25 protein-coding genes and 1 other RNA gene are annotated in these 25,939 nt (G+C 46.4%); 8 read left to right on the top strand and 18 right to left on the bottom strand.

Translation table 11 applies throughout. From position 1 onward, the window contains the following. Positions 1-109: 109 nt before the first annotated feature. Both relA and rlmD read right to left on the bottom strand, forming a co-directional pair. Complete coding sequence (gene relA, locus EXZ60_RS11530) at positions 110-2,332, bottom strand: GTP diphosphokinase (RefSeq protein ID WP_010319794.1); 2,223 nt, start codon at positions 2,330-2,332, stop codon at positions 110-112. A 63-nt stretch (positions 2,333-2,395) separates the two neighbouring features. Continuing rightward, positions 2,396-3,718, bottom strand: a complete 1,323-nt coding sequence (rlmD, locus tag EXZ60_RS11525) for a 23S rRNA (uracil(1939)-C(5))-methyltransferase RlmD (RefSeq protein WP_277435729.1) — start codon at positions 3,716-3,718, stop codon at positions 2,396-2,398. Positions 3,719-3,901: 183 nt separating this feature from the next. Between rlmD and barA the strand changes: the two genes are divergently transcribed. Then, the gene (gene barA / locus EXZ60_RS11520) at positions 3,902-6,682 is read left to right on the top strand and encodes a two-component sensor histidine kinase BarA (RefSeq protein WP_277435728.1); all 2,781 of its coding nucleotides are present in this window, start codon (positions 3,902-3,904) and stop codon (positions 6,680-6,682) included. Between the two features lie 96 nt (positions 6,683-6,778). Here barA and acpS read toward each other — a convergent pair whose 3' ends face one another. The 11 genes from acpS to rpoE form a co-directional block, all read right to left on the bottom strand. Then, the gene (acpS, locus tag EXZ60_RS11515) at positions 6,779-7,159 is read right to left on the bottom strand and encodes a holo-ACP synthase (RefSeq protein ID WP_017042685.1); all 381 of its coding nucleotides are present in this window, start codon (positions 7,157-7,159) and stop codon (positions 6,779-6,781) included. A gap of 9 nt (positions 7,160-7,168) precedes the next feature. After that, a complete protein-coding gene (gene pdxJ, locus EXZ60_RS11510; RefSeq protein ID WP_013856034.1) occupies positions 7,169-7,900 on the bottom strand; it encodes a pyridoxine 5'-phosphate synthase in 732 nt (243 codons plus the stop codon). After that, entirely contained in the window at positions 7,897-8,625 is a 729-nt protein-coding gene (gene recO / locus EXZ60_RS11505; RefSeq protein WP_277435727.1) for a DNA repair protein RecO, read from the bottom strand. The genes pdxJ and recO overlap by 4 nt, the downstream gene beginning before the upstream one ends. A gap of 47 nt (positions 8,626-8,672) precedes the next feature. Continuing rightward, positions 8,673-9,647 carry a GTPase Era gene (gene era, locus EXZ60_RS11500; protein ID WP_010319802.1) on the bottom strand — a complete coding sequence of 325 codons (975 nt, stop codon included), beginning with the start codon at positions 9,645-9,647 and terminating at the stop codon, positions 8,673-8,675. Then, a complete protein-coding gene (gene rnc / locus EXZ60_RS11495) occupies positions 9,640-10,317 on the bottom strand; it encodes a ribonuclease III (protein ID WP_010319803.1) in 678 nt (225 codons plus the stop codon). Before rnc ends, era begins: the two co-directional genes overlap by 8 nt. A gap of 36 nt (positions 10,318-10,353) precedes the next feature. Then, the gene (lepB, locus tag EXZ60_RS11490) at positions 10,354-11,250 is read right to left on the bottom strand and encodes a signal peptidase I (RefSeq protein ID WP_277435726.1); all 897 of its coding nucleotides are present in this window, start codon (positions 11,248-11,250) and stop codon (positions 10,354-10,356) included. Between the two features lie 91 nt (positions 11,251-11,341). Further along, positions 11,342-13,135, bottom strand: coding sequence for a translation elongation factor 4 (lepA, locus tag EXZ60_RS11485; RefSeq protein WP_277435736.1), 1,794 nt, complete (start codon positions 13,133-13,135; stop codon positions 11,342-11,344). A 112-nt stretch (positions 13,136-13,247) separates the two neighbouring features. Then, positions 13,248-13,718: a SoxR reducing system RseC family protein gene (locus EXZ60_RS11480; protein ID WP_017046485.1), complete on the bottom strand. Its 471-nt coding sequence runs from the start codon at positions 13,716-13,718 to the stop codon at positions 13,248-13,250. Then, complete coding sequence (rseB, locus tag EXZ60_RS11475; protein ID WP_017042688.1) at positions 13,715-14,695, bottom strand: sigma-E factor regulatory protein RseB; 981 nt, start codon at positions 14,693-14,695, stop codon at positions 13,715-13,717. The genes EXZ60_RS11480 and rseB overlap by 4 nt, the downstream gene beginning before the upstream one ends. Next, positions 14,692-15,315 carry a sigma-E factor negative regulatory protein gene (locus EXZ60_RS11470; protein ID WP_017046484.1) on the bottom strand — a complete coding sequence of 208 codons (624 nt, stop codon included), beginning with the start codon at positions 15,313-15,315 and terminating at the stop codon, positions 14,692-14,694. Before EXZ60_RS11470 ends, rseB begins: the two co-directional genes overlap by 4 nt. Positions 15,316-15,349: 34 nt before the next feature. Next, entirely contained in the window at positions 15,350-15,922 is a 573-nt protein-coding gene (gene rpoE / locus EXZ60_RS11465; RefSeq protein WP_026027282.1) for an RNA polymerase sigma factor RpoE, read from the bottom strand. A gap of 405 nt (positions 15,923-16,327) precedes the next feature. Between rpoE and nadB the strand changes: the two genes are divergently transcribed. After that, the gene (gene nadB / locus EXZ60_RS11460) at positions 16,328-17,935 is read left to right on the top strand and encodes an L-aspartate oxidase (protein WP_017046483.1); all 1,608 of its coding nucleotides are present in this window, start codon (positions 16,328-16,330) and stop codon (positions 17,933-17,935) included. Positions 17,936-17,989: 54 nt separating this feature from the next. Here nadB and EXZ60_RS11455 read toward each other — a convergent pair whose 3' ends face one another. Then, the gene (locus EXZ60_RS11455; RefSeq protein WP_315903802.1) at positions 17,990-18,439 is read right to left on the bottom strand and encodes a protein YgfX; all 450 of its coding nucleotides are present in this window, start codon (positions 18,437-18,439) and stop codon (positions 17,990-17,992) included. Beyond that, positions 18,387-18,647, bottom strand: coding sequence for a succinate dehydrogenase assembly factor 2 (locus tag EXZ60_RS11450; RefSeq protein WP_010319812.1), 261 nt, complete (start codon positions 18,645-18,647; stop codon positions 18,387-18,389). The genes EXZ60_RS11455 and EXZ60_RS11450 overlap by 53 nt, the downstream gene beginning before the upstream one ends. Positions 18,648-18,794: 147 nt before the next feature. Here EXZ60_RS11450 and ygfZ point away from each other — a divergent pair, with 147 nt between their 5' ends. Both ygfZ and EXZ60_RS11440 read left to right on the top strand, forming a co-directional pair. Further along, the gene (gene ygfZ / locus EXZ60_RS11445) at positions 18,795-19,766 is read left to right on the top strand and encodes a tRNA-modifying protein YgfZ (protein WP_017042692.1); all 972 of its coding nucleotides are present in this window, start codon (positions 18,795-18,797) and stop codon (positions 19,764-19,766) included. 639 nt (positions 19,767-20,405) lie between these two features. Then, the gene (locus tag EXZ60_RS11440) at positions 20,406-20,612 is read left to right on the top strand and encodes a DUF1107 domain-containing protein (RefSeq protein WP_010319814.1); all 207 of its coding nucleotides are present in this window, start codon (positions 20,406-20,408) and stop codon (positions 20,610-20,612) included. Between the two features lie 74 nt (positions 20,613-20,686). Here the strand turns inward: EXZ60_RS11440 and EXZ60_RS11435 are convergent, their stop codons facing one another. From EXZ60_RS11435 to EXZ60_RS11425, 3 genes are read right to left on the bottom strand one after another with little or no spacing between them, the layout of a single operon-like run. After that, positions 20,687-21,916, bottom strand: coding sequence for an FAD-dependent 2-octaprenylphenol hydroxylase (locus tag EXZ60_RS11435; protein WP_094123780.1), 1,230 nt, complete (start codon positions 21,914-21,916; stop codon positions 20,687-20,689). A 12-nt stretch (positions 21,917-21,928) separates the two neighbouring features. Beyond that, positions 21,929-23,110: a 2-octaprenyl-6-methoxyphenyl hydroxylase gene (gene ubiH, locus EXZ60_RS11430; protein WP_277435725.1), complete on the bottom strand. Its 1,182-nt coding sequence runs from the start codon at positions 23,108-23,110 to the stop codon at positions 21,929-21,931. Positions 23,111-23,122: 12 nt separating this feature from the next. Continuing rightward, complete coding sequence (locus EXZ60_RS11425; protein WP_094123782.1) at positions 23,123-23,698, bottom strand: YecA family protein; 576 nt, start codon at positions 23,696-23,698, stop codon at positions 23,123-23,125. Positions 23,699-23,941: 243 nt separating this feature from the next. On the opposite strand from EXZ60_RS11425, the gene EXZ60_RS11420 reads away from it, so the two are divergent. The 4 genes from EXZ60_RS11420 (at position 23,942) to rpiA (ending at position 25,769) form a co-directional block, all read left to right on the top strand. Beyond that, positions 23,942-24,250, top strand: a complete 309-nt coding sequence (locus tag EXZ60_RS11420; RefSeq protein WP_010319818.1) for a cell division protein ZapA — start codon at positions 23,942-23,944, stop codon at positions 24,248-24,250. Positions 24,251-24,270: 20 nt separating this feature from the next. Next, a non-coding RNA gene (gene ssrS, locus EXZ60_RS11415) (6S RNA) lies at positions 24,271-24,455 on the top strand. A gap of 2 nt (positions 24,456-24,457) precedes the next feature. Further along, on the top strand, positions 24,458-25,048 hold the full coding sequence (locus EXZ60_RS11410; RefSeq protein ID WP_026027284.1) for a 5-formyltetrahydrofolate cyclo-ligase: 591 nt from the start codon (positions 24,458-24,460) through the stop codon (positions 25,046-25,048). A gap of 64 nt (positions 25,049-25,112) precedes the next feature. Further along, on the top strand, positions 25,113-25,769 hold the full coding sequence (gene rpiA, locus EXZ60_RS11405) for a ribose-5-phosphate isomerase RpiA (protein WP_010319820.1): 657 nt from the start codon (positions 25,113-25,115) through the stop codon (positions 25,767-25,769). The last annotated feature ends 170 nt before the right edge of the window (positions 25,770-25,939 follow it).

Below are 25,939 nucleotides of genomic sequence, written 5' to 3'. Positions count from 1 at the left end.
AAAATAAAAAAGCGAGCAGTCATTGCCACTCGCCTTTGAAAACCCAAGGCGCTTGCGTCGCGATTTAATTGCGATTCACGCCAATAAGAGTGTTACTGTGATATGAAATTTAGCCTAGGCGTTTCACCAACATGACATCTTTGATCTGCTCTACTCGCATTGATACTCGTGACAGCGCTTCGATGTTGCTCACTTCAAGATCAAAATCCATGATGATCAACTGTCTTTTGTAGTCGCTACGACTTTTCATGCTGATGACTTTCACTTTCTCATTCGCAAGCAAGGTGGTGATGTCTTTGAGTAACCCACCTCGCTCCATCGCTTCAACGCGCAAAGTCAAAATATAGGTTCCAACAAACCCGCGCCCCCAAACGGTATCAATGATGCGTTCAGGTGCGTGATGGCTCAGCTCTTCTAGCTGTTCACAGTCACTGCGATGGACTGAAATACCACGCCCTTGAGTAATGTAACCTTTGATCTCATCACCCGGGATAGGTTGGCAACAGCGCGCTAGGTGTGTCATGAGGTTATCTACCCCTTCCACTACAACGGCATCTTTGTGCGCTCGATGTGGCTGAGCTGGACGAGTTTGCGCATCTTGCAATTTTTGCAGTGCTTGTTGATCTTCTTGCTCAGCGGTCGGCTTATTCACCAAAGCATTGATGTGATTGACGATTTGGTTGATTCGCAAATCACCACTGCCAATGCCGACGTACAGCTCATCAGGCGTATTGACGTTAAAACGTTTGAGCGCGTATTTATCGGCATCTTTTAGCGTAGCGCCGATTTTAGCTAATTCTGACTCGAGGATCTCTCGTCCGGCTTCAAGGTTTTTCTCGCGGCCTTGTTTACGGAACCAAGCGTTAATCTTGGCGCGCGCACGGCCTGAATGAACAAACCCCGTTGCTGGATTTAGCCAATCACGCGACGGATTCGGCTCTTTCTGAGTGATGATTTCGACTTGATCACCCATAGATAATTTATGAGTAAATGGAACAATACGACCCGCGACTTTGGCACCGATGCAGCGATGCCCCACTTCAGAGTGAATATGGTAGGCAAAATCGAGCGGCGTGGCTCCCATGGGTAAATCAACCACATCACCACGAGGTGTAAAGGCGTAAACGCGATCATCAAACACCTGGCTACGCAGCTCGTCGATCATCTCACCCGAATCAGACATCTCTTCTTGCCAGTCAAGAAGCTTACGCAACCAAGTAATTTTCTCATCGTAACCGCTGCGGGCAACCGTTGCGCCCTCTTTATATTTCCAGTGCGCAGCAACCCCAAGTTCAGACTCTTCATGCATCTGCTTAGTACGAATTTGAATTTCGATGGTTTTGCCTTCTGGCCCTAAAATCACCGTATGAATGGATTGATAGCCATTCGGTTTCGGATTAGCAACGTAATCATCAAATTCGCTAGGCAGGTGTTTGTATTTGGTATGAACAACGCCCAAGGCGGCGTAACAGTCTTGCAGTTGATCAGCAATAATGCGAACTGCACGCACATCAAACAGTTCATCGAAAGCCAACCCTTTCTTCTGCATTTTGCGCCAGATGCTATAGATGTGTTTCGGACGGCCACTCACTTCGGCATTGATATGAGAAAGCTTCATCTCGGCGCGCAGATCTTCGACAAAATCGTGAATATATTGTTCGCGCACGATGCGGCGCTCGGAAAGCTGCTTAGCAATTTGTTTATAGGTATCGGACTGCTGGTAGCGAAATGCGTAATCTTCAATTTCCCATTTGAGCTGACCAATGCCCAAGCGATTTGCTAAAGGAGCATAGATATTGGCGCACTCTTTAGCCGCTACACGGCGAATTTCGTCAGGTTCATCTTTTACTTCACGTAAATTACAAATGCGCTCCGCTAATTTGATCACCACGCAACGAAAATCATCTACCATCGCAAGCAGCATGCGGCGAACGTTATCCACCTGCTCTGAAGCTTCACTGCCTTGCAAGGTGACGTTTAACTGACCAAGTGCCGCCATCTCTTCGACACCATCAATCAGCTTCACTATGCCTTTACCATAGGTCTCTTCTAATACTTCACGGTCAAAAAGCCCACTACTGACGATAGGAAAGAGCTGAGCCGCGACTAAAGTGGCGCGATCCATCGATAAGGTAATCAGGATTTCGATCATTTCACGGCCGCGCCACAGCAGTAGCGGTCCTTTGGCCTGACCTTCTAATAACGTTTCACACTGACGGTATACGTCCGTCAGTTTAGAAGCTGTGCTTTTATCTTGATGTAAACTCGCAATCCATTTATCTAGCTCAAACTGTTCGTCTGGATTCAAGTGTGCGCTTCGTACCGCAACCATCTGATTCGTCCTAGTTTTATAGTTTGTGGTATTCGACTAACTTCGACTGAGTTAGTTCTCTGTCTACCGACTTTTTACAAATAGCGCCATCGATTCTAAATGACTGGTGTGTGGAAACATATCCAACATGCCAAGTTTTACCAACTTATAACCTTGGCTGAGTAAACTTTGACTGTCTCTTGCCAGTGTTGCCGGGTTACAAGAAACGTACACCACGCGCTGAGCGCCGAGCTTAGCCAATTGGTCGACAATGCCTGCCGCCCCGGCTCGCGCTGGGTCGAGTAGTACTTTAGCAAATTTTTGCTTTGCCCACGCTTGCGTTGACATATCTTGTTCCAAATTTGCTTGGTAGAACGTGATATTGTCGATTTGATTGCGCTGCGCGTTTTGTGTCGCTTGCTCAACCATCTCATCCACACCTTCAATGCCCACCACCGATTGAGCGTATTGGGCCATCGGCAAACTAAAGTTCCCTACGCCACAAAATAGGTCCAACACTCGGTCATCCTCAGTCAAGGCTAACCATTCCAATGCTTGAGCCACCATTTTTTGGTTTACTTGACGATTGACTTGAATAAAGTTGGAGGGCAAAAATTCGATAACTGATCCGGTTTCACAGTAGCTTGCCATCTCTCCGTGAAGACGTTCGAGCTGATCGCTTTCTGGCATCACATACAAAGTGAGATGATGCTGCTGAGCAAACGCCAGCAGCGCCGCGTGATCTTCACTTGGCAGCGGCTGAAGATGGCGTAACACCATCACCGCGCCTTGATCACCCAGCACCAATTCAACATGGCCAATCGCTTGCTGAGATTTAAATTGCGTTAACAGCGCTTGGATAGGTGTAAGTAGCGTGTTGAGTTGTGGTTCTAGCACTGGGCAGTCCGTCACGTTAACGATTTGCTTGCTCTGCTTTTTGCGAAAACCAAATTGCAGCTGTTGCTGCTTTTTGTCCCACAACACGCTGATGCGGGCGCGGCGGCGATAGCCTTTATCGGCGCAACTTATTGCGGGGCTCAATGCCAACGTTTGTCCGGCGAATTTACTCATCAATTGCGAGAGTGTTTGCTCTTTGTGCGCCACCTGCGCACTGTGCTCTAAATGCTGCAGATCGCAACCACCACATTGACCGTAATGGCGACAAAATGGCGTCACGCGTTGTTCACTGGCCGTTAAGACTTTAATCAACTGACTGCGAGAGTATTTACTTTTGCTTTCAGTTAGCTGCATCAGCACTTGCTCACCGGGCAGCGCGCCATCAACAAAAAGCAGTTTATTGTGTTGATAAGCGATACCAGAACCTTGATGATCAAGACGTTCAATCAATACCGTTTGATGTTTTGTTTCTAATTGCGCTTTCTTTTTCGGTTGGAAAAAACGTGCCATGCTCTGTGCCTAAGTAAAATTAAATCGATGTTTTTTGCCCTAGCGTCACTATTTAGTGCGGGGATGATTGTCGAACTTACTCGACTTGATTAAGCTAGCCGTCAATTAAACGATTTTCGTACAGGCTTGCTCATCAAATTGCGGGCTATTTTCCCATATCCACACCACGATGTTTAGACAATAATGACCAGATATGGCTTACGCGCGCGCGTTATTACTTTAACCTTAGCTCCAACCTTAATTATCGGCTTGTTGCTCAGTGCTTTTTTCTCATTCAATCGCTACCATGATCTGGAAAAACAGGTGATCAATGCGGGGGCAAGCATCATCGAGCCCTTGGCCATTGCTAGTGAAGACGCCTTAAAAAACCAAAGCCGTGAGTCGGTACGCCGCATTATCAGCTACGCGCATCGAAAGAACTCTAAATTTGTCCGTAGTATTGCGGTGTTTGACGCCAACCACGAACTGTTTGTCACCTCGAATTTTCACCCTAACTTTGAAAGCTTAACTTATCCAAAAGATAAGCCCATTCCGATTTTAAGCAGCTCAAATCTCACCGAGAACACTTTAATACTGCGCACGCCAATTTTGGCCGAAAACCGTCTAACCGAAGGTATAAATGCCAATACATCAACGCCTGCGCTCGGCTATATCGCGATAGAGTTGGATCTCTCTTCATTGCGTTTACAACAGTATCAAGAGGTATTTTCCGCTTTTTTAGTGCTTGCGCTTGGGCTCGGTTTATCAGGGATGTTCGCATTCCGACTCCTGCACGATGTGACTCGCCCTATCTCACACATGAAAAACATGGTGGATAGAATTCGTCGCGGCCACCTTGATGTGCGGATCGAAGGCAAAATGCACGGTGAGTTAGATTCGCTCAAAAAAGGGATCAACGCGATGGCGGTATCGCTATCGGAATATCACGTCGAAATGCAGCACAGTATCGACCAAGCCACCTCGGATTTGCGAGAAACCTTAGAGCAGTTGGAAATCCAAAACGTTGAATTGGACATTGCCAAAAAACGCGCCCAAGAAGCCGCGCGCATAAAATCAGAATTTCTTGCTAACATGTCCCATGAGTTGCGCACGCCACTTAACGGTGTCATTGGCTTCACCCGCCAAATGCTCAAAACCCAGTTGACGAATAGCCAAGCAGATTACTTACAAACCATTGAAAAATCGGCTAATAACTTATTGAACATCATCAATGACATTTTGGATTTCTCCAAGCTAGAAGCCGGTAAGTTAGCGCTGGAAAATATTCCGTTCGAGTTTCAAGAAAGTTTGGAAGAGGTGGTTAACCTCCAAGCGACCAGTGCTCATGAAAAAGGATTGGAAATCACTCTTAAAGTGGATCAAAAAATCCCAGCAGGCTTGGTAGGTGACCCACTTCGTATCCAACAAGTGTTGACCAACCTTGTCGGTAACTCGATTAAGTTCACCGAACGTGGCAACATCGACATCAGTGTTGAATTGCGCTCACAACGCGACAATGTGGTTGAGCTGCAATTTATGGTGCGCGACACCGGCATTGGTATTTCAGAGCGCCAACAAGCACAGCTGTTCCAAGCCTTTAGCCAAGCCGATGCCAGTATTTCTCGTCGCTACGGCGGCACTGGACTTGGTTTGGTTATTACTCAGAAATTGGTCAATCACATGGGCGGCGAAATTAGCCTAACCAGCCGCCTTCACCAAGGTTCCACCTTCTGGTTTACGCTGCGTCTCAATACCACTGAAATGCCGATGAGCGACTGGCTTGACCCACATATTTTAAGCAATAAACAGCTGTTGCTCGTTGAACCCAATATGCAAGCCGCCTCAATCATCCAGCAAATGTTGGTGCAGGCAGGGTTGAGCGTCACATATCGAGCAGTGATGCCAGAAGAGACGGATCGCTTCGATTATGTATTACTCAATTTAGCCCCAAGTAGAGAGACTGATTTAAATTTGGTTGAGCAGTGGGTCACAAAGGCTATTCAGCTTGCCGACAACGTGATTATCGGTGCACCAAGTACCGAGCTCGCACTATCCGATTATTTAATGCAGCATCATCCAGTACAGTGCATTACCAAGCCACTGTCACGTAAAAAATTGCTGCAACTGTTAATCGCGCACCAACCGGTACAGCCTGCCATTCAAGATCTACCGATCACACTCGATACACTGCCCCTGAAAGTAATGGCGGTGGATGATAACCCTGCCAACCTCAAACTGATCATGGCCCTGCTGCAAGAACGTGTTGAAACCGTCATTGCTTGCACGAATGGCCAAGAAGCGGTCGAACAAGCAAGCCGCCAGAAATTTGATATGATTTTGATGGACATCCAAATGCCACAGATGGATGGGGTCACCGCTTGCCAGGAAATTAAGAAAACGGTACTCAATCACCAAACGCCCGTGATTGCGGTAACGGCTCATGCAATGATCGGAGAGCGCGATCGTCTGCTGAAAGAAGGAATGGATGATTACCTCACTAAGCCGATTGAAGAGCACATCTTGCAGCAAGTGTTAGCACACTGGAACCCCTACGCCAACCGTAAACAGTTGGAGAAATTACAACTCACAGAACAAGTTATACCGTCTCCGTCACAGGAAGCTGAGCAGCCTAATCACACCATTATCATTGACTGGCAAAATGCACTCAAACAATCAGCCAACAAGGAAGATTTGGCCAAAGAGCTGCTACAGATGCTAGTTGATTCGATTCCACAGGTGAGCCAAGTCGTCAGTATGGCGTTGGAAGATGATGAATACTCTACTCAAGATCTACTGCACCATATTCATAAACTGCACGGCAGTTGCTCATACAGTGGCGTACCCCGCTTGAAAAAAGTGTGCGCGGCGCTCGAACAGGCATTGCGCTCCGGCAAATCCATCAGCGATGTCGAACCGGAATTATTTGAGTTACAAGATGAGATGGACAAAGTGATCGCTACCGCTAAACCGTATTTAAGCGAATGAGCAATTTAACCGAAGAGACAATTTAACCGAATGAAAAAAGGGGCTTGCCGCGCAGTTGCCATGTTTGCTTATCAGCAAGCAGAGAAGATTGACAGATTAAGACTCTAAAATCACCGTCGCCACCGCATAATGACGCTCATCAGAAATGGTTAGGTGAATGTGATTCACACCGGCTGTGGCAGCCAACTGCTTAGCCTTACCTGATAGTGTTAGCACGGGTTTTCCGTTGGCGTCGTTGGTGACGGTAAAATCCTGAAAGCTAACGCCATGCGCAATACCCGTACCAAGCGCTTTAGATGCCGCTTCTTTAGCGGCAAAACGTTTCGCTAAATAGCGCCCTTTTTTCTTGAGCGAATGGAACACCGCCAATTCATCTTGGGTTAGCACCCGCTCGGCAAAAGCATCGCCACTGCGTGACAATGCTTTTTCTATGCGTTCAATTTCCGCAATATCAGTCCCTAAGCCGATAATCGCCATCGGTAGACCTTATTTGCGAGCCGCTTGCATGATGGCTTTCATATCGGCGACCGACTTCTCCAAACCATCAAATACAGCACGCCCGATAATCGAGTGCCCAATGTTGAGTTCGTAAATTTCAGGCAGTGCAGCAATGGCAGCTACGTTGTGGTAAGTCAAACCGTGACCAGCGTTCACCGTAATGCCCAAATCACTTGCATAACTCGCAGCCGCCGCAATTTTCTTTAACTCATCTTGCTGATCCGCTTCGGTTGTTGCATCGGCGTAATGACCAGTATGCAATTCAATAAACGGTGCACCGCAAGTTTTAGCTGCGTTAATCTGCTCACGATCAGCATCAATAAACAGAGAGACTTTGATGCCTGCAGCGGTCAGTTTTTCGGTTGCCGCTTTCACTTTGTCAAGCTGTCCTAATACGTCCAGCCCACCTTCCGTCGTTAGTTCTTCACGCTTTTCAGGCACTAAACACACAAATTCAGGCTGGGTTTGCAGAGCAATATCAATCATTTCGTCGGTAACGGCCATCTCGAGGTTCATTCGAGTTTGCAACGTCTCGCGCAAAATACGCACATCGCGATCCTTGATATGGCGTCGGTCTTCACGTAGGTGAATGGTAATGCCATCGGCTCCGGCACGCTCTGCCATTTCAGCAGCATGCACGGGATCTGGGTATTTAGTACCGCGGGCATTTCGTAACGTGGCGATGTGATCGATATTAACGCCTAAGTAAATTGCGCTCATTTTCCTATACTCCGTACTCTGGAAAAACTAGACATGGGCAGGAAAAGCTCCCTGCTTTTTAAAGGTTTGCCGCCAAGATACGGCTTTAACGCTATGCGTGTAAAGCGTTTTGCCGCTTGAAGCTGCTCTTTACTGACAAAGCGCCGCTCACTAATGGCAATCAACTCATCACCCATAAACGTGAGGTTATCGCGCCTAACAGAAGCGATAAAACCTTTTTGCTCGCGATAGCGATAAGTCATGCGAGGATCGATAGCTTCTCCCGTTCCGGCGCAATGCAAGAAATCAACGCCATAACCCATTGAAGCTAGCAACGCGAGTTCAAAACGGCGCAGTGCTGGTTCTGGATTTTCACACTGAGCCAACTCGGTGAGTGCATGCAGATAATCATGGAACAGACCTGGGCAAGGCACTTCTTGCGCAAGCACGCGGCCAATCAGCTCATTGACGTACATGGCAGAATAGAGATGAATACCATTGAGCGGTAAGCCAAGGCTAATCGGTTCAGCTTGGCGCAAGGTTTTCATTGAACCGTTGCCTGACCATTTGAGCAATAAGGGGGTAAAAGGTTGCAGTGCACCTTTTAAGTTCGATCGTTTACTGCGTGCGCCTTTGGACATTAAGGTGACGCGGCCATACTCCTCGCTAAACACATCAAGGATTAGGCTCGACTCGCTATAAGGACGTCGATGAAGGACAAAACAGCGCTGTAAACCGTCTGACATATCAGCACTCAAAAGTGAGCGATGTTCTCGCCCACCTCGAATAGAGGTTATAGATCGTCAATATAACCAAGGCTACGAAGGGCACGTTCATCATCTGCCCAGCCGGATTTAACTTTCACCCAAGTTTCTAGGTAAACCTTGCGACCAAACAGCTCTTCCATATCTAAACGCGCTTCACGGCCGATGGTTTTGATTTTTTCACCACCTTTGCCGATCACCATTTTTTTCTGGCCGCTGCGTTCAACGAGGATCAACGCGTTAATATGAAAACCATCGGTTTCAGGGTTATAGTCAAAACGTTCAATTTCAACGGTTACTGAATACGGCAGCTCTTCACCAGTAAAGCGCATCAGTTTTTCACGCACAATCTCGGAAGCCATGAAGCGCTGCGAGCGATCAGTCACATACTCTTCAGGGAAGTGATGCGTGGCTTGAGGTAAATGCTCACGCACATGTTTACGCAATACATCGACGTTTTTGCCATGTTTTGCCGCAATCGGCACGACATCAACAAATTCCATTTTCTTCGATAGCTCTAGCATATGCATCATTACATCGTTACGATCTTTCACGTTATCGACTTTATTGACACACAACACTACAGGGAAATTAGCATTGCGTAACTTGTTGAGCACCATTTCATCATCGGCGGTCCACTGAGTGCCATCGACTAAGAACAGCACTAAGTTAACATCACTGAGAGAACTACTTGCCGCACGGTTCATCAAGCGGTTAATCGCACGCTTTTCTTCAATGTGTAACCCCGGAGTATCAACGTAAATCGCTTGGTACGGCCCCTCTGTATCGACACCCATAATGCGGTGACGAGTGGTTTGAGGCTTGCGCGATGTGATGGATATCTTTTGTCCCAGTAAGTTATTCAGCAGGGTTGATTTCCCGACATTGGGGCGACCCACAATGGCGATAAAACCACAGTGCTGCTCACCACTTTCCGGAGTTGCTTCATTGCTGTTGGTGTTTGATGCGAAGTACGCATCCAAATCAAATTCGTTATCAGCCATTTGTCAGTTGCTCTAGTGCAATTTCAGCCGCCGATTGTTCAGCTTTACGACGACTGGTGCCTTTACCAATTACAGGCGTTCCCATTCCTGCTACATCACACGATACCGTAAATTCTTGGTTGTGTGCTTCACCTTTAATATTAGTCACTGTGTAGATAGGCAGTTGCTTTCTTCTACCTTGCAGAAACTCTTGTAGGCGAGTTTTTGGGTCTTTTTGCGATACGCCCGGCTCAATGGCGTCAAGGCGCTCTTGATACCAGCTCAAAATAATACGTCGTACTACTTCGGTATCGCTGTCTAAATAAATCGCACCAATGATGGCTTCTACGGCATCAGCAAGGATTGAATCACGGCGGAAACCACCACTTTTCAACTCACCTGGACCTAATTTTAAGTAATCTCCTAGGCAAAATTCTCTGCCCAGTTCAGCCAATGTGTGACCACGCACAAGCGTAGCGCGCATACGACTCATATCCCCTTCGTTAATTTTAGGGAAACGGTGGTACAGCTCATCAGCGATGACAAAACTTAAAATTGAATCGCCCAGAAACTCAAGACGTTCATTGTGCTTACCATTTGCACTGCGATGTGTCAGTGCTAAGGAAATAAACTCGGGATCATTAAATGAATAACCGAGTTTAGTTTCTAATTTACTAATTGGAGAATTCATGCTCTCTCGATGTAGTGATGGCTAGCCAAAGCTAGCCTAGTTAATGCCACCAATGCGGTTAAAACGCACACCAGTTGGGATCCACGAAGGTAAAACGCTATCGGCACCACGTTCAAACTCAAAACTTATCCAAATACCGACCGCTTTACCGACTAAGTTTGCTTCTGGAACAAAGCCCCAGTAACGGCTATCAGCACTGTTGTCACGGTTATCACCCATCACAAAATACTGACCTTGAGGAACAACCCATTCATTAACGCCATGGCGTGGCTGATAAGCATCAACACGATCACGACGCAATGGATTGATCAAAATCTGGTGTTCAACCTGACCTAACTTTTCATTCACTTGAATTAAAGGGATGCCATTTTGGTTGAACTCACTCTCTTCAACATTGGACAGTTTGACCTGTTTACATTCTGTTGAACCTTGAGCTTGAATACAAATCTCTTTGTTGCTGCTATAACGAACTGTGTCGCCCGGCATGCCGACCACGCGCTTGATGTAGTCAATGCTTGGTTGCGGTGGGTATTTAAAGACCACGACATCACCACGCTCTGGTTTACCAGTTTCGACCAGTTGAGTACGCCATACTGGGTCTTTCAAACCGTAAGCGTATTTCTCAACTAAGATGAAGTCGCCCACCAGCAACGTTGGCATCATTGAGCCAGATGGAATCTGAAAAGGTTCGTACACAAAAGAGCGTAGCACCAGCACAAAAGCAATCACAGGGAAGATGGAAACACTGTTTTCAATCCACCAAGGTTGCACGGAAATTTTGGCGCTGAGTTTGTCATCCAAGCCGTTGGTTTGCGCTTCAATAGCGGCCATCTTCTGTTGACGTTTTTTCGCCCACACCAACTTCTCCAGCACCCAAACTATGCCGGTCACTAATGTGACGATCACCAAGATGAGTGAAAATGTATTCGCCATGGAGTTCCCTTATCTAAAAATACGAAAGTGAAAGAGCCGAAACTCTTTCACTTAAATGGTGACTGCTGCATGCATAAGAACAAAGCAATGCTTAATCTTTACCTACGTGCAAAATGGCAAGGAAGGCTTCTTGTGGCAACTCAACATTACCAATTTGCTTCATGCGCTTCTTACCTTCTTTCTGCTTCTTAAGCAGTTTTTTCTTACGGCTAATATCACCACCGTAACATTTCGCCAGTACGTTTTTACGCAGCTGCTTCACGGTTGAACGAGCAATAATGTGGTTACCGATCGCCGCTTGAATCGCGATATCAAACATTTGGCGAGGGATAAACTCTTTCATTTTCTCAACCACTTGACGACCGCGCGTTTGCGAATTGTCTTTGTGAGTGATGATGGCTAACGCATCCACTTTGTCACCATTCAGCAAGATATCCACACGGACCATGCTTGAAGCTTCAAAGCGTTGGAAACCATAATCAAGTGATGCATAACCACGAGAAGTTGACTTCAAGCGGTCAAAGAAATCAAGCACCACTTCGGCCATCGGCACATCATAAGTCAAGGCTACTTGGTTACCGTGATAGACCATATCAACCTGCACGCCACGCTTTTCAACGCACAACATAATGACGTTACCCAAATATTCAGAAGGGGTCAAAATGTTACAACGCGCAATCGGTTCACGAATCTCTTCAATGTCGTTCACCGCAGGCAATTTAGCAGGGCTATCAACATAAAGCATCGTGCCATCGGTCTTCTTCACTTCATAGACTACCGTTGGCGCAGTGGTGATAAGGTCAAGATCGTATTCGCGCTCTAAACGCTCTTGAATAATCTCCATGTGGAGCATACCCAAGAAACCACAACGGAAACCAAAACCAAGGGCGGCCGAACTTTCTGGCTCATAGAATAACGAGGCATCGTTTAGGCTCAGTTTACCTAACGCATCACGAAAGTTTTCGTAATCATCAGAAGAGACAGGGAAAAGCCCCGCATACACCTGCGGTTTCACTTTTTTAAAGCCTGGCAATGCTTTTTCACACGGATCTTTCGCGCTGGTCAGAGTATCACCTACAGGAGCGCCGAGAATGTCTTTAATACCACAAACCACCCAGCCCACTTCACCAGTGTTCAACATGGTTTTGTCGACTTGTTTTGGCGTAAAAATACCTAAACGGTCAATACCCCAAGTTTGGCCTGTGCTCATCACTTTAATCTTGTCATTTTTCTTCAGCGCACCATTTTTCACTCGCACTAAAGAGACAACACCTAAGTAGTTATCAAACCAAGAATCGATGATTAACGCTTGCAGCGGCGCAGCATGATCGCCCTCAGGAGCCGGAATACCAGAAACGATTTTTTCTAGCACTTCATCCACGCCAAGGCCTGTTTTCGCAGAGCAGCGCACTGCGTCAATAGCATCGATGCCGACAATATCTTCAATTTCTTCCGCTACGCGTTCAGGCTCTGCGGCTGGCAAATCAATCTTATTTAGGATTGGGACAACTTCAAGGTCCATTTCAATGGCGGTATAACAGTTAGCCAATGTTTGCGCTTCAACGCCTTGACCAGCATCCACCACCAATAGAGCACCTTCACAGGCGGCTAAAGAACGGGAAACTTCATAAGAAAAGTCAACGTGTCCAGGAGTATCGATAAAGTTGAGCTGGTATGTCTCGCCATCGTTTGCTTTGTAATCGAGCGTCACACTCTGTGCTTTGATGGTGATGCCACGCTCACGCTCAAGGTCCATAGAGTCTAGAACTTGAGATTCCATTTCACGATCACTTAATCCACCACAAACTTGGATCAAACGGTCAGATAGGGTCGACTTACCATGGTCGATGTGGGCGATAATCGAAAAGTTACGAATGTGCTTCATAGATTTGGGATGACTAAACTCTTGAAAAAAGGGACATAAGAAAGCCACATCAAGCGGCGTTTCCATAAAGTTGGCCGATTCTACCCAATTTCGGTAGGGTTCGCATCATAAATTAGGCGATAGGTTCACCAAGGACTCGGACCAAAACCACCTCTTGCTGCGATCGTTTTTCAAGAACCACAGAGCAACGTTTGGCAATTCCGATCCCCAGCGCGATAAAAACAGCGGCCGTGATGATCACGATGCCCTCACCTAAACCGAGCCAAGGGGCCAAGAGGCTCTCACCCAGCCAAGCGCCAAACATCATCATAAAAAGCGGCACCAAATACACTAAGGCGGCCGATTGAAGCAAGCTTTTTTCGGGGAAACCGATTTCAACCGTCTGGCCTTGCTTCACTGGTTTTTTCGTATCGAGTTGCCATAACAGCGCTTTGTTACCAATCGCTTTCGATACGATCCCTGTACCACAGCTTTTGGAGGACGAACAACTGCTGCAACTGGTCTGCTGCTGACAACTGAGTTCAACGTGAAACCCTTTAGCATCAGGTTGAACAGCAGTGACTGTTGCTAACGCCGTCATCATGGTTTGGTTGCCTCTGTTGAGGGCGCCGCAGGCTGGACAAATGTCACCGATTGAGCAATGCGCTGCGCCGTTGCCGGTGGAATATCACCGACCACTGAGATTTCATTGTTTCCTTTCACCACACTATGCAAGGTACGGCGGCCTTGACGAACCAGTTGGCCTTTCAGCGAATGGTTGTCACTATCGGAAATATAGACAGAAAAACTAAATAGCCCATCACTGAACATCTGGCTCTCTACCAAACGCTCAGTAATCGCCATACGATAACGGTTAAGCTCTTTGGGTTCAAAGCCTTCAGGTTTCCAACTCACTTGCCAAAAACTTTCCGTAAGGTTGCCTTTCGGTAACGTTAATACTTCGGGTAACTCAACGTCATTTAGCCCTTGCATCGCCTGCGCTAATTTGTCGCTAATGGCGTAAGAGATAGTGCGATATTGCTCAAGCACCTCGCCGTCGCGATCGACTAAATCAGCTCGCAATGGCAAGTTACTGGTTTCATCTACCCACAAAATATAGGAATAGCGTAAGCCATCTTTCGGCACCACTCGCACCACTTGGCAAGCCGTACCCGCTTCACGTGCACGGCCAACTTTGACGAAATCGTAGTAACGGCCTAATTCAGTGACATTGCTGGTTAGCATCGGAATCGTCGGCGCAACCATAGTGCTTGACTCAATGGTGAACGGTTCTACCCCAGGTTCAATGTAACTCACTTCATTGCCACGGCGAATCACTTCACGGATCGGGCCGCTGAGATAAACGAGATGCGCAAATTGCTGATCGCCTTGACTTGCATGACGATACAGCAGTGGATCGATGCTGTTTTTCTTAATCAGAATGTAAGACAGCTCATAATTTAAATGCTGACTGGCCTCGTTCATTTGAAGCAACAAAGCCTCTGCAGGTTGGTCTTCTGCAAAGGCTAATGTAGAGTTCAAACTGAACAGCGCCAGTGCACTGATCAGGAATTTATTCATTCAACTACCGATTCAAGTACATCGTTATGTGGGCTTGCACTTTCACTGTTCAGGCGAAGTTGCAGCTCGTAGTCTTGCAATAATGCGTTTACGCGGCGACGTTGTTCTTGCACGCGGCTTTCGCTGGTTTGGCGCTCTACTGAATCACGCGTTAAGCTCACTGGCTCTGCGCTGCCAGCCAACGGAATGGTTTGCAGTACGGGTAATTGGTCGTTTTGATTCACTCCTGAATCACGGCCACCGTATTGTTGAACACCTAAAATCACCACAAACGACACACACGCAGCAACCGCAACCTGGCCAAATTGGGAAAGCCAAGCCGGTAACTGCCGACGAGCTTGAGCTGGCGTCGGCTGAGACTCACGGCTTGCATCACGAAAATCAATAACCGAAGCAGATTGTAAACGACTGTGTGCGGGCTCGTCATCCAATGCTAATGCAACGCTCTGTGCAATATCCCACTCAGCTCGGACTGGGGCATCTCCACGCATCACATCACCAACCAAATGGTAATTTTTCCACGTTTGCAAACTTTCTTGGTCGAGCTCTAATTCTTGAATGAGCGCTTTATCGACCATTTCCCCATCCATGAGTGCTGAAAGTCTTTCTTTGTCAGCCATTATTTATTCACCATTTTCGTTACCAGTTTGAGCGCTATAAAAGAGGTTTAATTTTCTTTTCTACCGCTTCACGAGCACGGAAGATGCGAGAACGCACCGTTCCTACAGGACAATCCATGACTTCTGCTATTTCCTCGTAACTTAAACCATCCAGTTCACGCAAGGTCATCGCAGTTTTCAAATCTTCAGGCAACGCTTCTATCGCACCAAAAACGACCCGCTGCAATTCTTTCGACAACGTAATGTTCTCAGGGTTCGATATTTCTTTTAATGCGTTGCCACTTTCGTAATATTCAGCATCTTCAGCATCAACATCGCTAGCGGGCGGTCTACGACTTTGGGCTACAATGTGATTCTTAGCGGTATTAACAGCAATACGGTATAGCCAAGTGTAAAAGGCACTCTCTCCGCGAAAACTTGGGATAGCCCGATACGCTTTGATGAACGCTTCTTGTGCGACATCGGCTACATCTCCGGAATTGCTCACATACCGAGAAATAAGGTTGCAGACTTTATTTTGGTACCTTAAAACCAAAAGGTTAAACGCTTGCTTATCTCCACTCTGAACTCGCTCAATCAATACTTGATCGGTCAGTTGCTCGTTCATTCGAGCCTGTACTCCTATTGTTATTCCCCTTACCTTCTCAGATATGGGCATTCATTATGCAAAATGTAGTATTGACACCACCGCTTACATGAGCACTATTGTGACTCAAGGGAGAATAGAAAGTTCCATTCTGTCTAAAAATATTTGCCAAGCATTATTCAATAAATGTGATCTAATTTCACTATAGGGGATCCCCAATATAGTGAGGGTCGATAAGACGAAAGACAATGGCATTTACAAAGTATTGCATCAAATCTTTCTCTACTGCTATTGGCTTGAAGCCATAGCGATACCGTTAGTGGATAAACCTTGCGGCTGAATCACTTCAAGAGTATAGATACATGCAATGCATATTTAAAATGAGAGTTGGACAACTCTACTCTAGTTCGGGAATTTAAAAGTTTTATGAACGCAAACCGTGAACATCTATGCGATGTATTAGTCGTAGGCAGTGGCGCAGCGGGTTTATCGCTCGCACTACGCGTAGCAAAACACAGTAAAGTCATTGTACTGAGTAAGGGACCACGCAGTGAAGGTGCCACTTATTACGCCCAAGGGGGGATTGCCGCTGTTTTTGACGAATCAGACAGTATTGAGTCACACGTCGAAGACACTCAAATTGCGGGCGCAGGGATCTGTGAAGAGGATACTGTCCGTTTCATAGCCGAGCATGCTAAAGAGTGTGTTCAGTGGCTTATCGATGGCGGCGTTCCTTTTGACAGAGAAGAGAATGACAGTGATGAAGCACCTCGCTATCACTTAACTCGTGAAGGCGGCCATAGTCATCGCCGCATCTTGCACGCGGCTGATGCCACTGGCATGGCAATGCAAACCTCCTTGCAAGACAATGTTCATAATCACCCCAACATTACTATCCTTGAACGTCACAATGCACTGGATTTAATCACCGAAGATAAAATCGGTGGTGATAAAAAAAGAGTGGTTGGCGCTTATATTTGGAACCGCAATGAGGAACACGTTGAAACGATCCGCGCTAAGTTTGTCGTTTTAGCCACGGGCGGCGCCTCAAAAGTGTATCAATATACCTCTAACCCTGATGTTTCCTCAGGTGATGGTATCGCAATGGCGTGGCGTGCAGGATGCCGAGTGGCGAACCTTGAGTTCAATCAATTCCATCCAACTTGTCTTTTCCACCCTGAAGCACGTAATTTCCTACTGACAGAAGCATTACGTGGCGAAGGCGCTTTTTTAAGACGCCCAGACGGTTCACGATTCATGCTCGATTTTGATGAACGTGCCGAACTGGCTCCTCGTGATATCGTGGCTCGCGCCATCGACTATGAGATGAAGCGTTTAGGTGCTGATTGTATGTATCTGGACATCAGCCACAAACCGGCCGATTTTATTGAAAAACATTTCCCAACCATTTATACACGCTTGATGGATTTGGGCATTGATATGACCAAAGAGCCGATTCCGATTGTTCCTGCGGCGCACTACACTTGTGGTGGCGTTATTGTCAATAAACAAGGTAAAACGGATCTGCATAACCTGTATGCGATCGGCGAAGTTAGCTACACCGGTTTGCACGGTGCTAACCGAATGGCGTCGAACTCGCTATTAGAATGTGTCGTTTATGCTTGGTCAGCGGCAAAGGATATTTTAAAAGGATTACCAACGGCTCAGCTCCCACCAAGCTTACCCGGTTGGGATGAAAGTAAGGTCAATAATTCTGATGAAGAGGTCGTAATCCAACATAACTGGCATGAACTGCGCCTATTTATGTGGGATTACATGGGGATTGTCCGCACAGATAAGCGCTTAGAGCGAGCACTACGCCGCATTCAATTACTGCAACAAGAAACCCACGAATACTATAGTCATTTCCGCGTTTCAAATAACCTGCTTGAGCTGCGTAACTTACTGCAAGTGGCAGAGTTGATGGTGCGTTGTGCTATGCAACGTAAAGAGAGCCGCGGTTTGCACTACACGCTCGATTATCCAGAGTTAGCCGAAAATAGTGGCCCAACTATCCTAACGCCAGACGAGTAACCTCGCCAACGATCATCTGTTAGCGTCAAGTTGACCGAATGAATAAAGGAGCGTTTATCGCTCCTTTATTGTTGGTGATTGGTTATGGGTAACCTGCCGAAGCTGCACCAATAAACGGCGATAATCCGCTTCCACACAACTGTCGCGCCACACTAGATAGCGCTTACCTTGTTGTGCATAAATGATCAACACCATAAACGCAAACTGTGTAGAAACCTTTTCAATGGACAGGTTCTGGTCGGCACATTGCCACTCACCGTGACTCGTGAGCTTGAATTGGCCGATTAAGCTAGGGACTAACAGTGAGGTACTCTTTTGCGCCGTGATAAGAGGTGCGTAAAATAAGGGGAGCGTTACAAGTGGAATGGGCGATATCAATAATGCCCACACGGCTATCATCAAACAAATGAAGTTAGTAATGCGGGCAAAATGGGAAGGAAATAATACGAAATTAACGCACTTTGCTGAGGTTGTGAGCAACAATTTTATCCACCATTGCCGCATGCCCAAGATTTTCGCTACGACCATGCCCCATAATCCAAGTAAATAGATCAGGGTCGTCAGACTCAAGTAGGGAAACGAAATCTCGTTGCTCATTTTCATTCAGAGAATCAAAGCACTCTTCAAAGAACGGCATCACAACCACATCGAGCTCTAACATTCCACGACGGCATGCCCACTTGATTCTTGCTTTTTCTTCAGTGGTGTACATCGGTTTTCCTCACCTTATGTTTATTTGCGTTGAGTGTATCAACTGGATGAAGATACAACTAGTAGATGAGTCACAGTCCCTGTTCAAGCTGACAAAAAAAAAATTCCGGATTAACATGGGGCTCAAGATTCTCTTTAGGTAACGACTATGGACTGGCAAAACACATTGACACCTCTCGCAGTAACCGCCAATGACTCACTTCCACCACTGATGCTGACTCATCTTGCATCCTGGGGCGCTATCATCATTTCAGGCAATGATAAAAAAGCCTATTTGCAAGGCCAAGTGACCTGTAATGTCGTCACTCTTGAACCAACACAGTCAACCTTAGGCGCCCATTGTGATGCGAAAGGCAAAGTGTGGTCGGTCTTTCGCCTGTTCCACCATCACGATGGTTATGCGATGTTCCAGCCTTTATCAGCGATAGAGGCTGAATTAAGAGAGCTGAAAAAATACGCTATTTTTTCTAAGGTCAATATCAGCCAGAGCCAAGACATCGCACTGGGTGTTATGGGCGAACAAGCTGAGCAATATATCAACACATTAACGGCGGATGAAGGTGAGGTGCGTTTGATTGACGGTGGTAGCGCCATCAAAATTTCATCCCAACGTTGGCTATTACTTGTTTCAGAGCAAACCGCGCAACAGCTCATGACGCAAAGTGAAGCACTGAAAGTCACCGAGGAAACGTGGACTCGCTTTGATATCGAAGAAGCAGTCCCCGTCCTTGGTCAAGCGGATCAAAATGAGCACATACCGCAAGCCGTTAATCTTCAGGCCTTTAATGGTATCAGCTTTAACAAAGGGTGTTATACAGGCCAAGAAACCGTCGCTCGCGCTAAATATCGAGGTATTAATAAGCGTGCAATGTACATCCTTCAAGGCAACATTGAGCAACCGCTAAGTAATGATCAACCAATCATGATCGAACGCTCAGTTGGAGAAAACTGGCGTAGTGCTGGGCAATTAATGGTTCATTACACGTTTGCTGATAATACCGCTATCGGTTTAGTAGTCTTACCAAACAATCTCGAGCCAGAAACTGAGTTTCGTCTTGCAAGCCAACCAAACACTCGTTGGTTTATGCAAGCTCTCCCTTACTCTCTTACTGACGAATAAGCTTCTTCCTCATATTGACCATGCGCCTCTTTACGAGGCGTATGCTTTCTAACAATCGCCTATCTCGAATAAATTTCAGGAAAAAGAATGCAATAATGTAATCCATTACATTGGCACGTGATCGCTCTCTAAATCACACAACATCAGGGGTGAATTTTTAGTCATCCTTAAAACATAAATAGTCACAAGGTTTATTTTGACGTACTCTTAATAATGCTGGTCAGGGCAAACGAAAAGTTGTCCTGCCCAGCAAAAAAGTGAATCCACTGATTGTTTCAGGACATCCACTTTTTGTGTAATGCATCTGTGACTATTCGCCCGCCTATTATTTAAGCGGGCTTTTTTTTAGGCTATTCTTAACCAAAATTTAACACTTTCCATAAACAGCAGCTATTCTTTAAAGTGTAATATTTGTCGTGCTTAATATGCACCAAGTGAATGGTGCACTGAGCATTTTTTGTTAGCACTATTTTGAGGAGATAATCACGCAAACATGGGTATTTATCCAACATTTTGCCTACGGCAGCACAAATATCCAAAATAGTCATCAATAACTGCATATTCCTCTATGGCAATCACACTATTAGAGGCGCAATTTATTTATAATTTGCAGTGTTAGAATAACAGAAGGATCGAAGTATGAGACTGTTTAAGCGCTATACGCCAGGTATGATAGCTAAACACGTAAGTCGGCTTTTTAAAGGAAGAATCTATATTTACGGGGTTGGAAAATTTGAATTCGATAATGGCAAACTGATCTTGCCAGAGCGCGCAGACAAGCGCCACTTTCAGACGGTGAAGGAAGTGAATCAGGAAATCATGAGACTACGCTGCGCCTACGCATAATACGAGTTTCATTAAAGAATTTTAAAAGGGTTGGCCATAAGCCAGCCCTTTTGCCATCATTAGGTTAATCACTGTTAGGGCTCAAGCAGCACCATTTTACTCTTTGCAAGATCAGGTAAATCACCTTTTAAACCCAGTGCTCTTTTCATAATCTCATCTTTGGCTCCAGGAAGTTGTCCAGCCAACTGCATGCCAATGCCACGGATCAGTTTCTTCGCCGGGTTATCACCTTCAAAAAGATCTTTGAAACCTTGCATCGCGGCAATCATTTTGGCGGCTTCTGTTTTTCGCCAACGTTCATAACCTCGCAAATTTTTGAGCAAGCCAATATCTTCACCTTGATGCCACAACGCGAGTAGTTCTTGAGCTAAGCTTGCAGCATCAAGTAAACCTAAATTAACACCTTGCCCGGCTAGCGGATGGATGGTGTGTGCCGCATCACCAACGAGTGCGATTCGTTGTAAAGCAAAATCTCGGGCATAACGCATTTTAAGTGGGAAAGCAGCACGTTCACCGACCACCTCACACAAACCTAAACGATGATCAAACTCAGCGGTCAGTATCTTATTGAATTCGAGCTCAGACAGGCTGAGCAAGCGCTGCGCTCGGTTGGGCTCTGTAGACCAAACGATTGAGCTCATATGAGGATCAGACATAGGTAAAAAGGCCAGCGGACCTTGTGGTGTAAACACTTGCCTTGCCGTCGATTGATGTGGTTCCACCGTGCGGACATTTGCCACCAGCGCACTGTGTCCATAATCCCAATGGGTTAATGGAATGTCTTGTTGCTGACGAACCCAAGAGTTTGCGCCATCGGCTCCTACTATCAATTTTGCGGTGAGTGATTGACCGTTATCGAGCGTTAGCCACGCCTCACTTTCTCCGACAGCCAGAGATTGGCATTGAGCGGGCATAAAGAGTGTCACATTCGCTTGCTTTTGTACTTGTTCGAGTAAGGCTAATTGAATGACGCGGTTCTCAACAATGTGTCCCAGATCCGGCTGAGTCATTTGATTGGCACTAAATTCGATCCGCGCAAAACTATCGCGTTCCCACACTTCCATCGCCGAATAAGGCGCAGAGCGACGAGAAATGATGCCTTGCCATGCACCAAGGTTTCGCAACATGATTTCACTGGAACGGCTTAAGGCGGAGACTCGCACATCCGGCAGCTCTGCAAGTTCAAGGCTGGGTACTCGGCCCTCAATCACGGCGATGCGCAGTTCGCTATGCTTTAATGCGGCGGCCAGTGAAAGTCCAACCATTCCGCCACCCACAATGACAATATCGACACTTTGCATCATATACAGACCCTTTTATCTATTCACTACGCCAAGCGTTCGGCGCAGTAGCGGCATTTTCAGCCACGGTAAATTATCCATCATCATGAGGCCTACATTGCGACCAATGCGAGTGGTTAGCCAATCATTGGAAAAGAGATGCACCAGGGATGATGTCAGCTTAATGGTGGCATCACGATCCGCTTCTCGGCGTTGGGAAAAAGCCTGTAAGCCGTGATAGCAGCCAACATCGGCTTGCTGCTTGATAAGCTCATCCGCCAAGCTTGCCACATCTCGAATACCTAAGTTAAAACCTTGGCCCGCAATCGGATGTAATGTCTGAGCGGCATTGCCCACAATGGCAAAACGATGTGAAATGTTCTGCTCTCGATAACGCAGTTGTAATGGATAGCAGGCACGAGTGCCTACTTTATTCATTCGCCCTAAACGCCAACCAAACGCATCTTGAAGCTGTGCTAAAAAACCCTCATCACTGAGTGAAAAAACTTGCCGGGCTTTCGCGGGAGGTAAACACCAAACTAAAGAGAGTCGATGATCACTCATTGGTAATAACGCGACAGGACCATCGGCGGTAAATCGTTCAAACGCTCGTCCTTGGTGAGCTTTTGAGCTCACAACATTAGCAATAACCGCGACCTGTTCAAAATCATGCTCTTGTTGGATGAGGCCGATTTGCTCGCAGCAGGTCGATATCGCCCCATCAGCTGCGACCAATAACTTAGCTTGGATCGTTCGTTGATCGTTAAGGGTGACAGTGACCTTATCCATACTGCGTTCCACTTGCTGAACCGCGCTTGGGCAAAATAACTCAATATGCGGGCTCTGCTGCATTTTTTGCGCGTAAATCTGCCCAACATCGGCCAATTCAACCACGTAACCTAATGCTTCTAAATCGAGTTGCTGGCAAGTGATATCGGTCATCCCAATATGAGATCGATCCGACACATGAATATGTGTAATCGGGGTGGCGACCTCTTGCAGAGACTGCCACAAGGAGAGATTTTGCAAAATTTGCACGCTACCGTAGGATAAAGCAATTGAACGCGAATCAAAGCCGGGATGGGCGAGCTTATCATCCAACGGATGCGCTTCGACCACAGCAATCGCAAGCTTTCCTTGAGAAAGCGTATCTAAGGCCAACGCCAGTGTCGCACCAGCCATCGCCCCACCAGCGATAATCACATCAAATTGCTTCACAGTAACCTCTCTTTAATGCACGGTCGGCTGAGTTTCTTGTAGAGGTTTGATACCAAATTCAGCATGAATTGTTAACACGCAAGCTTTTACATGCTCGATAACGTGTTCCAAAAGTTGAGCTTGCTCATCCAAATCATCCTCTTCATCAATACCTAGCTTGGCAATTTCTTCTAGATCAGCCAAGGCCTCTTTAGTCTCTGCGGACGCTTTTTTCAAAACAACCCCAATCAAGCCAAGCCCAGAAATAAAGTGATTTACCCAGTCGGCTACGCCATCAGCCAAATCAAATACACTGGCACTCGCCTCTTCATCTGGCAACAGTAGTGACAACTCCATCCCGCTACCAGTGAGCTCTTCGATTGTAAAGGTGAGTACTTGTTCAGCCAATGTCAACGGACGATCTGGCCAACCCATACCTTCGTTAGTGTAATCAAAAATAAGTGGCTGCCAGCTCTTATCATTTAAGCCCAGACCACCGGCCAGCATGCCCGTTAGCAACCCATGCAACTCAGCAGGGTTAACCGCAAGTGCTGCAGATTGAAGGGCAGTGGCAAGAGAAAGATAATCCGGTAGTTTTTTTTCGCTCATGGGAAGCTCGTAATAAAATCAAATAAGCGCGATCCTACCACTTAGCTTCCAATGCGAAAATGCTCAAAGCGTTAATTGTGGGTAGCTTTTACTCAATTTGCCTAATAACTGTGTTTTTAGTCCCTCATTTTTTACTGCTCGCTTTGAAAAGCTTGAATCTTAGGGCCGCTTTACCTATAGTTTCCACCTCGATGGGCATGTGAGTGGCACCATCTTAGACAGCGCGATAAGAGTTCATCCATCATGAGTAATCAAGCGGTAGACGTAGAAATTTTAGGAAAATTGACTCGTGTGAATTGCCCTGCGGGACAAGAGCAGTCTTTAATCCAAGCGGCGCAAGATCTTGATAACCGATTGAAAGAGATGGCAGAGCGTACTAAAGTTACCAATGAGGTAAAGCTACTCACGATTGCTGCGCTCAACATTTGTTATGAATTGCAAACCAAAAACAATGAGAGCCTAGGCCAACAAAATCAATTAACCGAGCGCATGGAACAGCTCGCTGCATCTCTTGAAGATGCCATCAGTAAAGTGAAGCTAGGACAGCAGTAGTCTTTACCAGCGTAACCAAATTTACCCTAGAGTGTTTGTCAGCCGGATTTAAGTCCCTGAGCCGATAAGCAACACCAAAGGGTTAGTACTTGGTAGCTATTGAGCAAGCTCGGCTCGTACCGAGAAGCCTGCGGTTACCATTGCTGATCCGCCTTGAACCAGCTGGTTCAAGGGCCAAAATCCGCAACGGCACTCTGGGGTATCCTTATGCAAAACACTCGACACACACTTCGTCAAGTCATCCGCCAGCGGCGTAAACAGCTATCACCTACGCAGCAAAAACACGCTTCAATTGAACTTGTCTCTCGTTTTTCAACACTGCCTGAAGTTTTAACGAGTCAGCACATTGCCCTCTACTTGGCAACCGATGGTGAGCTTGAAACACAACCGCTCATAGCGTGGTTATGGCAACAAGGCAAACAGACCTATCTTCCCGTTTTACACCCCTTCTCGAGTGGGAATTTATTGTTCTTGCGCTATGATGCTCAAACCATAATGACGCGAAATAAATACGGCATTGCCGAACCCAAGCTCAACCAAACATTGATCAAACCAGTAAATGAGCTAGATATCATCTGCACACCATTGGTGGCCTTTGATCAAACAGGGCAAAGGCTCGGGATGGGCGGCGGCTATTATGATCGTACGTTAGAAGCTTGGTTTAAAACGGGTAAAGGTGCCCTACCCATAGGCTTAGCTCATGATTGCCAACAAGTGACTCATCTGCCGAGCGAAGCATGGGATATACCTTTACCTCAAATAGTGACTCCAAGCCAAATCTGGCAATGGGAATCATAAATTATTGAGGCTATAATCGCCCCGCAACATTACCGTCACTATAAATCGATATCAGGAGATTGGCATGACTCAAGATGAAATGAAAAAAGCCGCCGGCTGGGCCGCACTCAAATATGTAGAAAAAGGCAGCATCGTTGGTGTGGGTACGGGTTCAACGGTGAATCACTTCATTGATGCGCTGGGTTCGATTAAAGATGATATTAAGGGTGCGGTTTCAAGTTCTATCGCCTCAACAGAGAAGCTAAAAGGCCTAGGTATTGAAGTGTTCGACTGCAATGATGTTGATCAACTCGATATTTATGTTGATGGCGCAGATGAAATCAACCCTGCGCGCGATATGATCAAAGGCGGCGGCGCTGCGCTCACTCGAGAAAAAATCGTTGCCGCGATTGCGGATAAATTCATTTGTATCGTTGATGGTACAAAAGCGGTCGATGTTCTAGGTCAATTCCCACTTCCAGTTGAAGTGATCCCAATGGCGCGCTCTTATGTGGCACGTCAACTGGTTAAACTTGGTGGTGATCCAGCCTATCGCCATGGCGTAATAACGGATAACGGTAACGTTATCTTGGATGTGCACGGATTAAAAATTACTGATGCTAAAGCATTAGAAGATAAAATTAATGGGATTGTCGGCGTAGTAACCGTCGGTTTATTCGCTCACCGAGGTGCTGATGTCGTCATCACTGGCACGGAAAATGGTGCCAAAATCGAAGAGTAAGTCACAAAATAAGGCTACTTTCCGTTATTTCATTACAAACGGCACCCATGGGTGCCGTTTTTCTTCGCTATGCCCTAGAAAATCATGCCTTATTTCGTAATTTTCTTACCCAAAACAAAAAAAGTTTGTTACTTTATTGGTCAGAAGACGCACAAGGAAAACGTTTGTCT

The organism is Vibrio sp. 1151_11 (assembly GCF_029478525.1).
GTDB lineage: Bacteria > Pseudomonadota > Gammaproteobacteria > Enterobacterales > Vibrionaceae > Vibrio > Vibrio anguillarum.
This window is presented reverse-complemented; position numbering and strand designations above follow the sequence as displayed.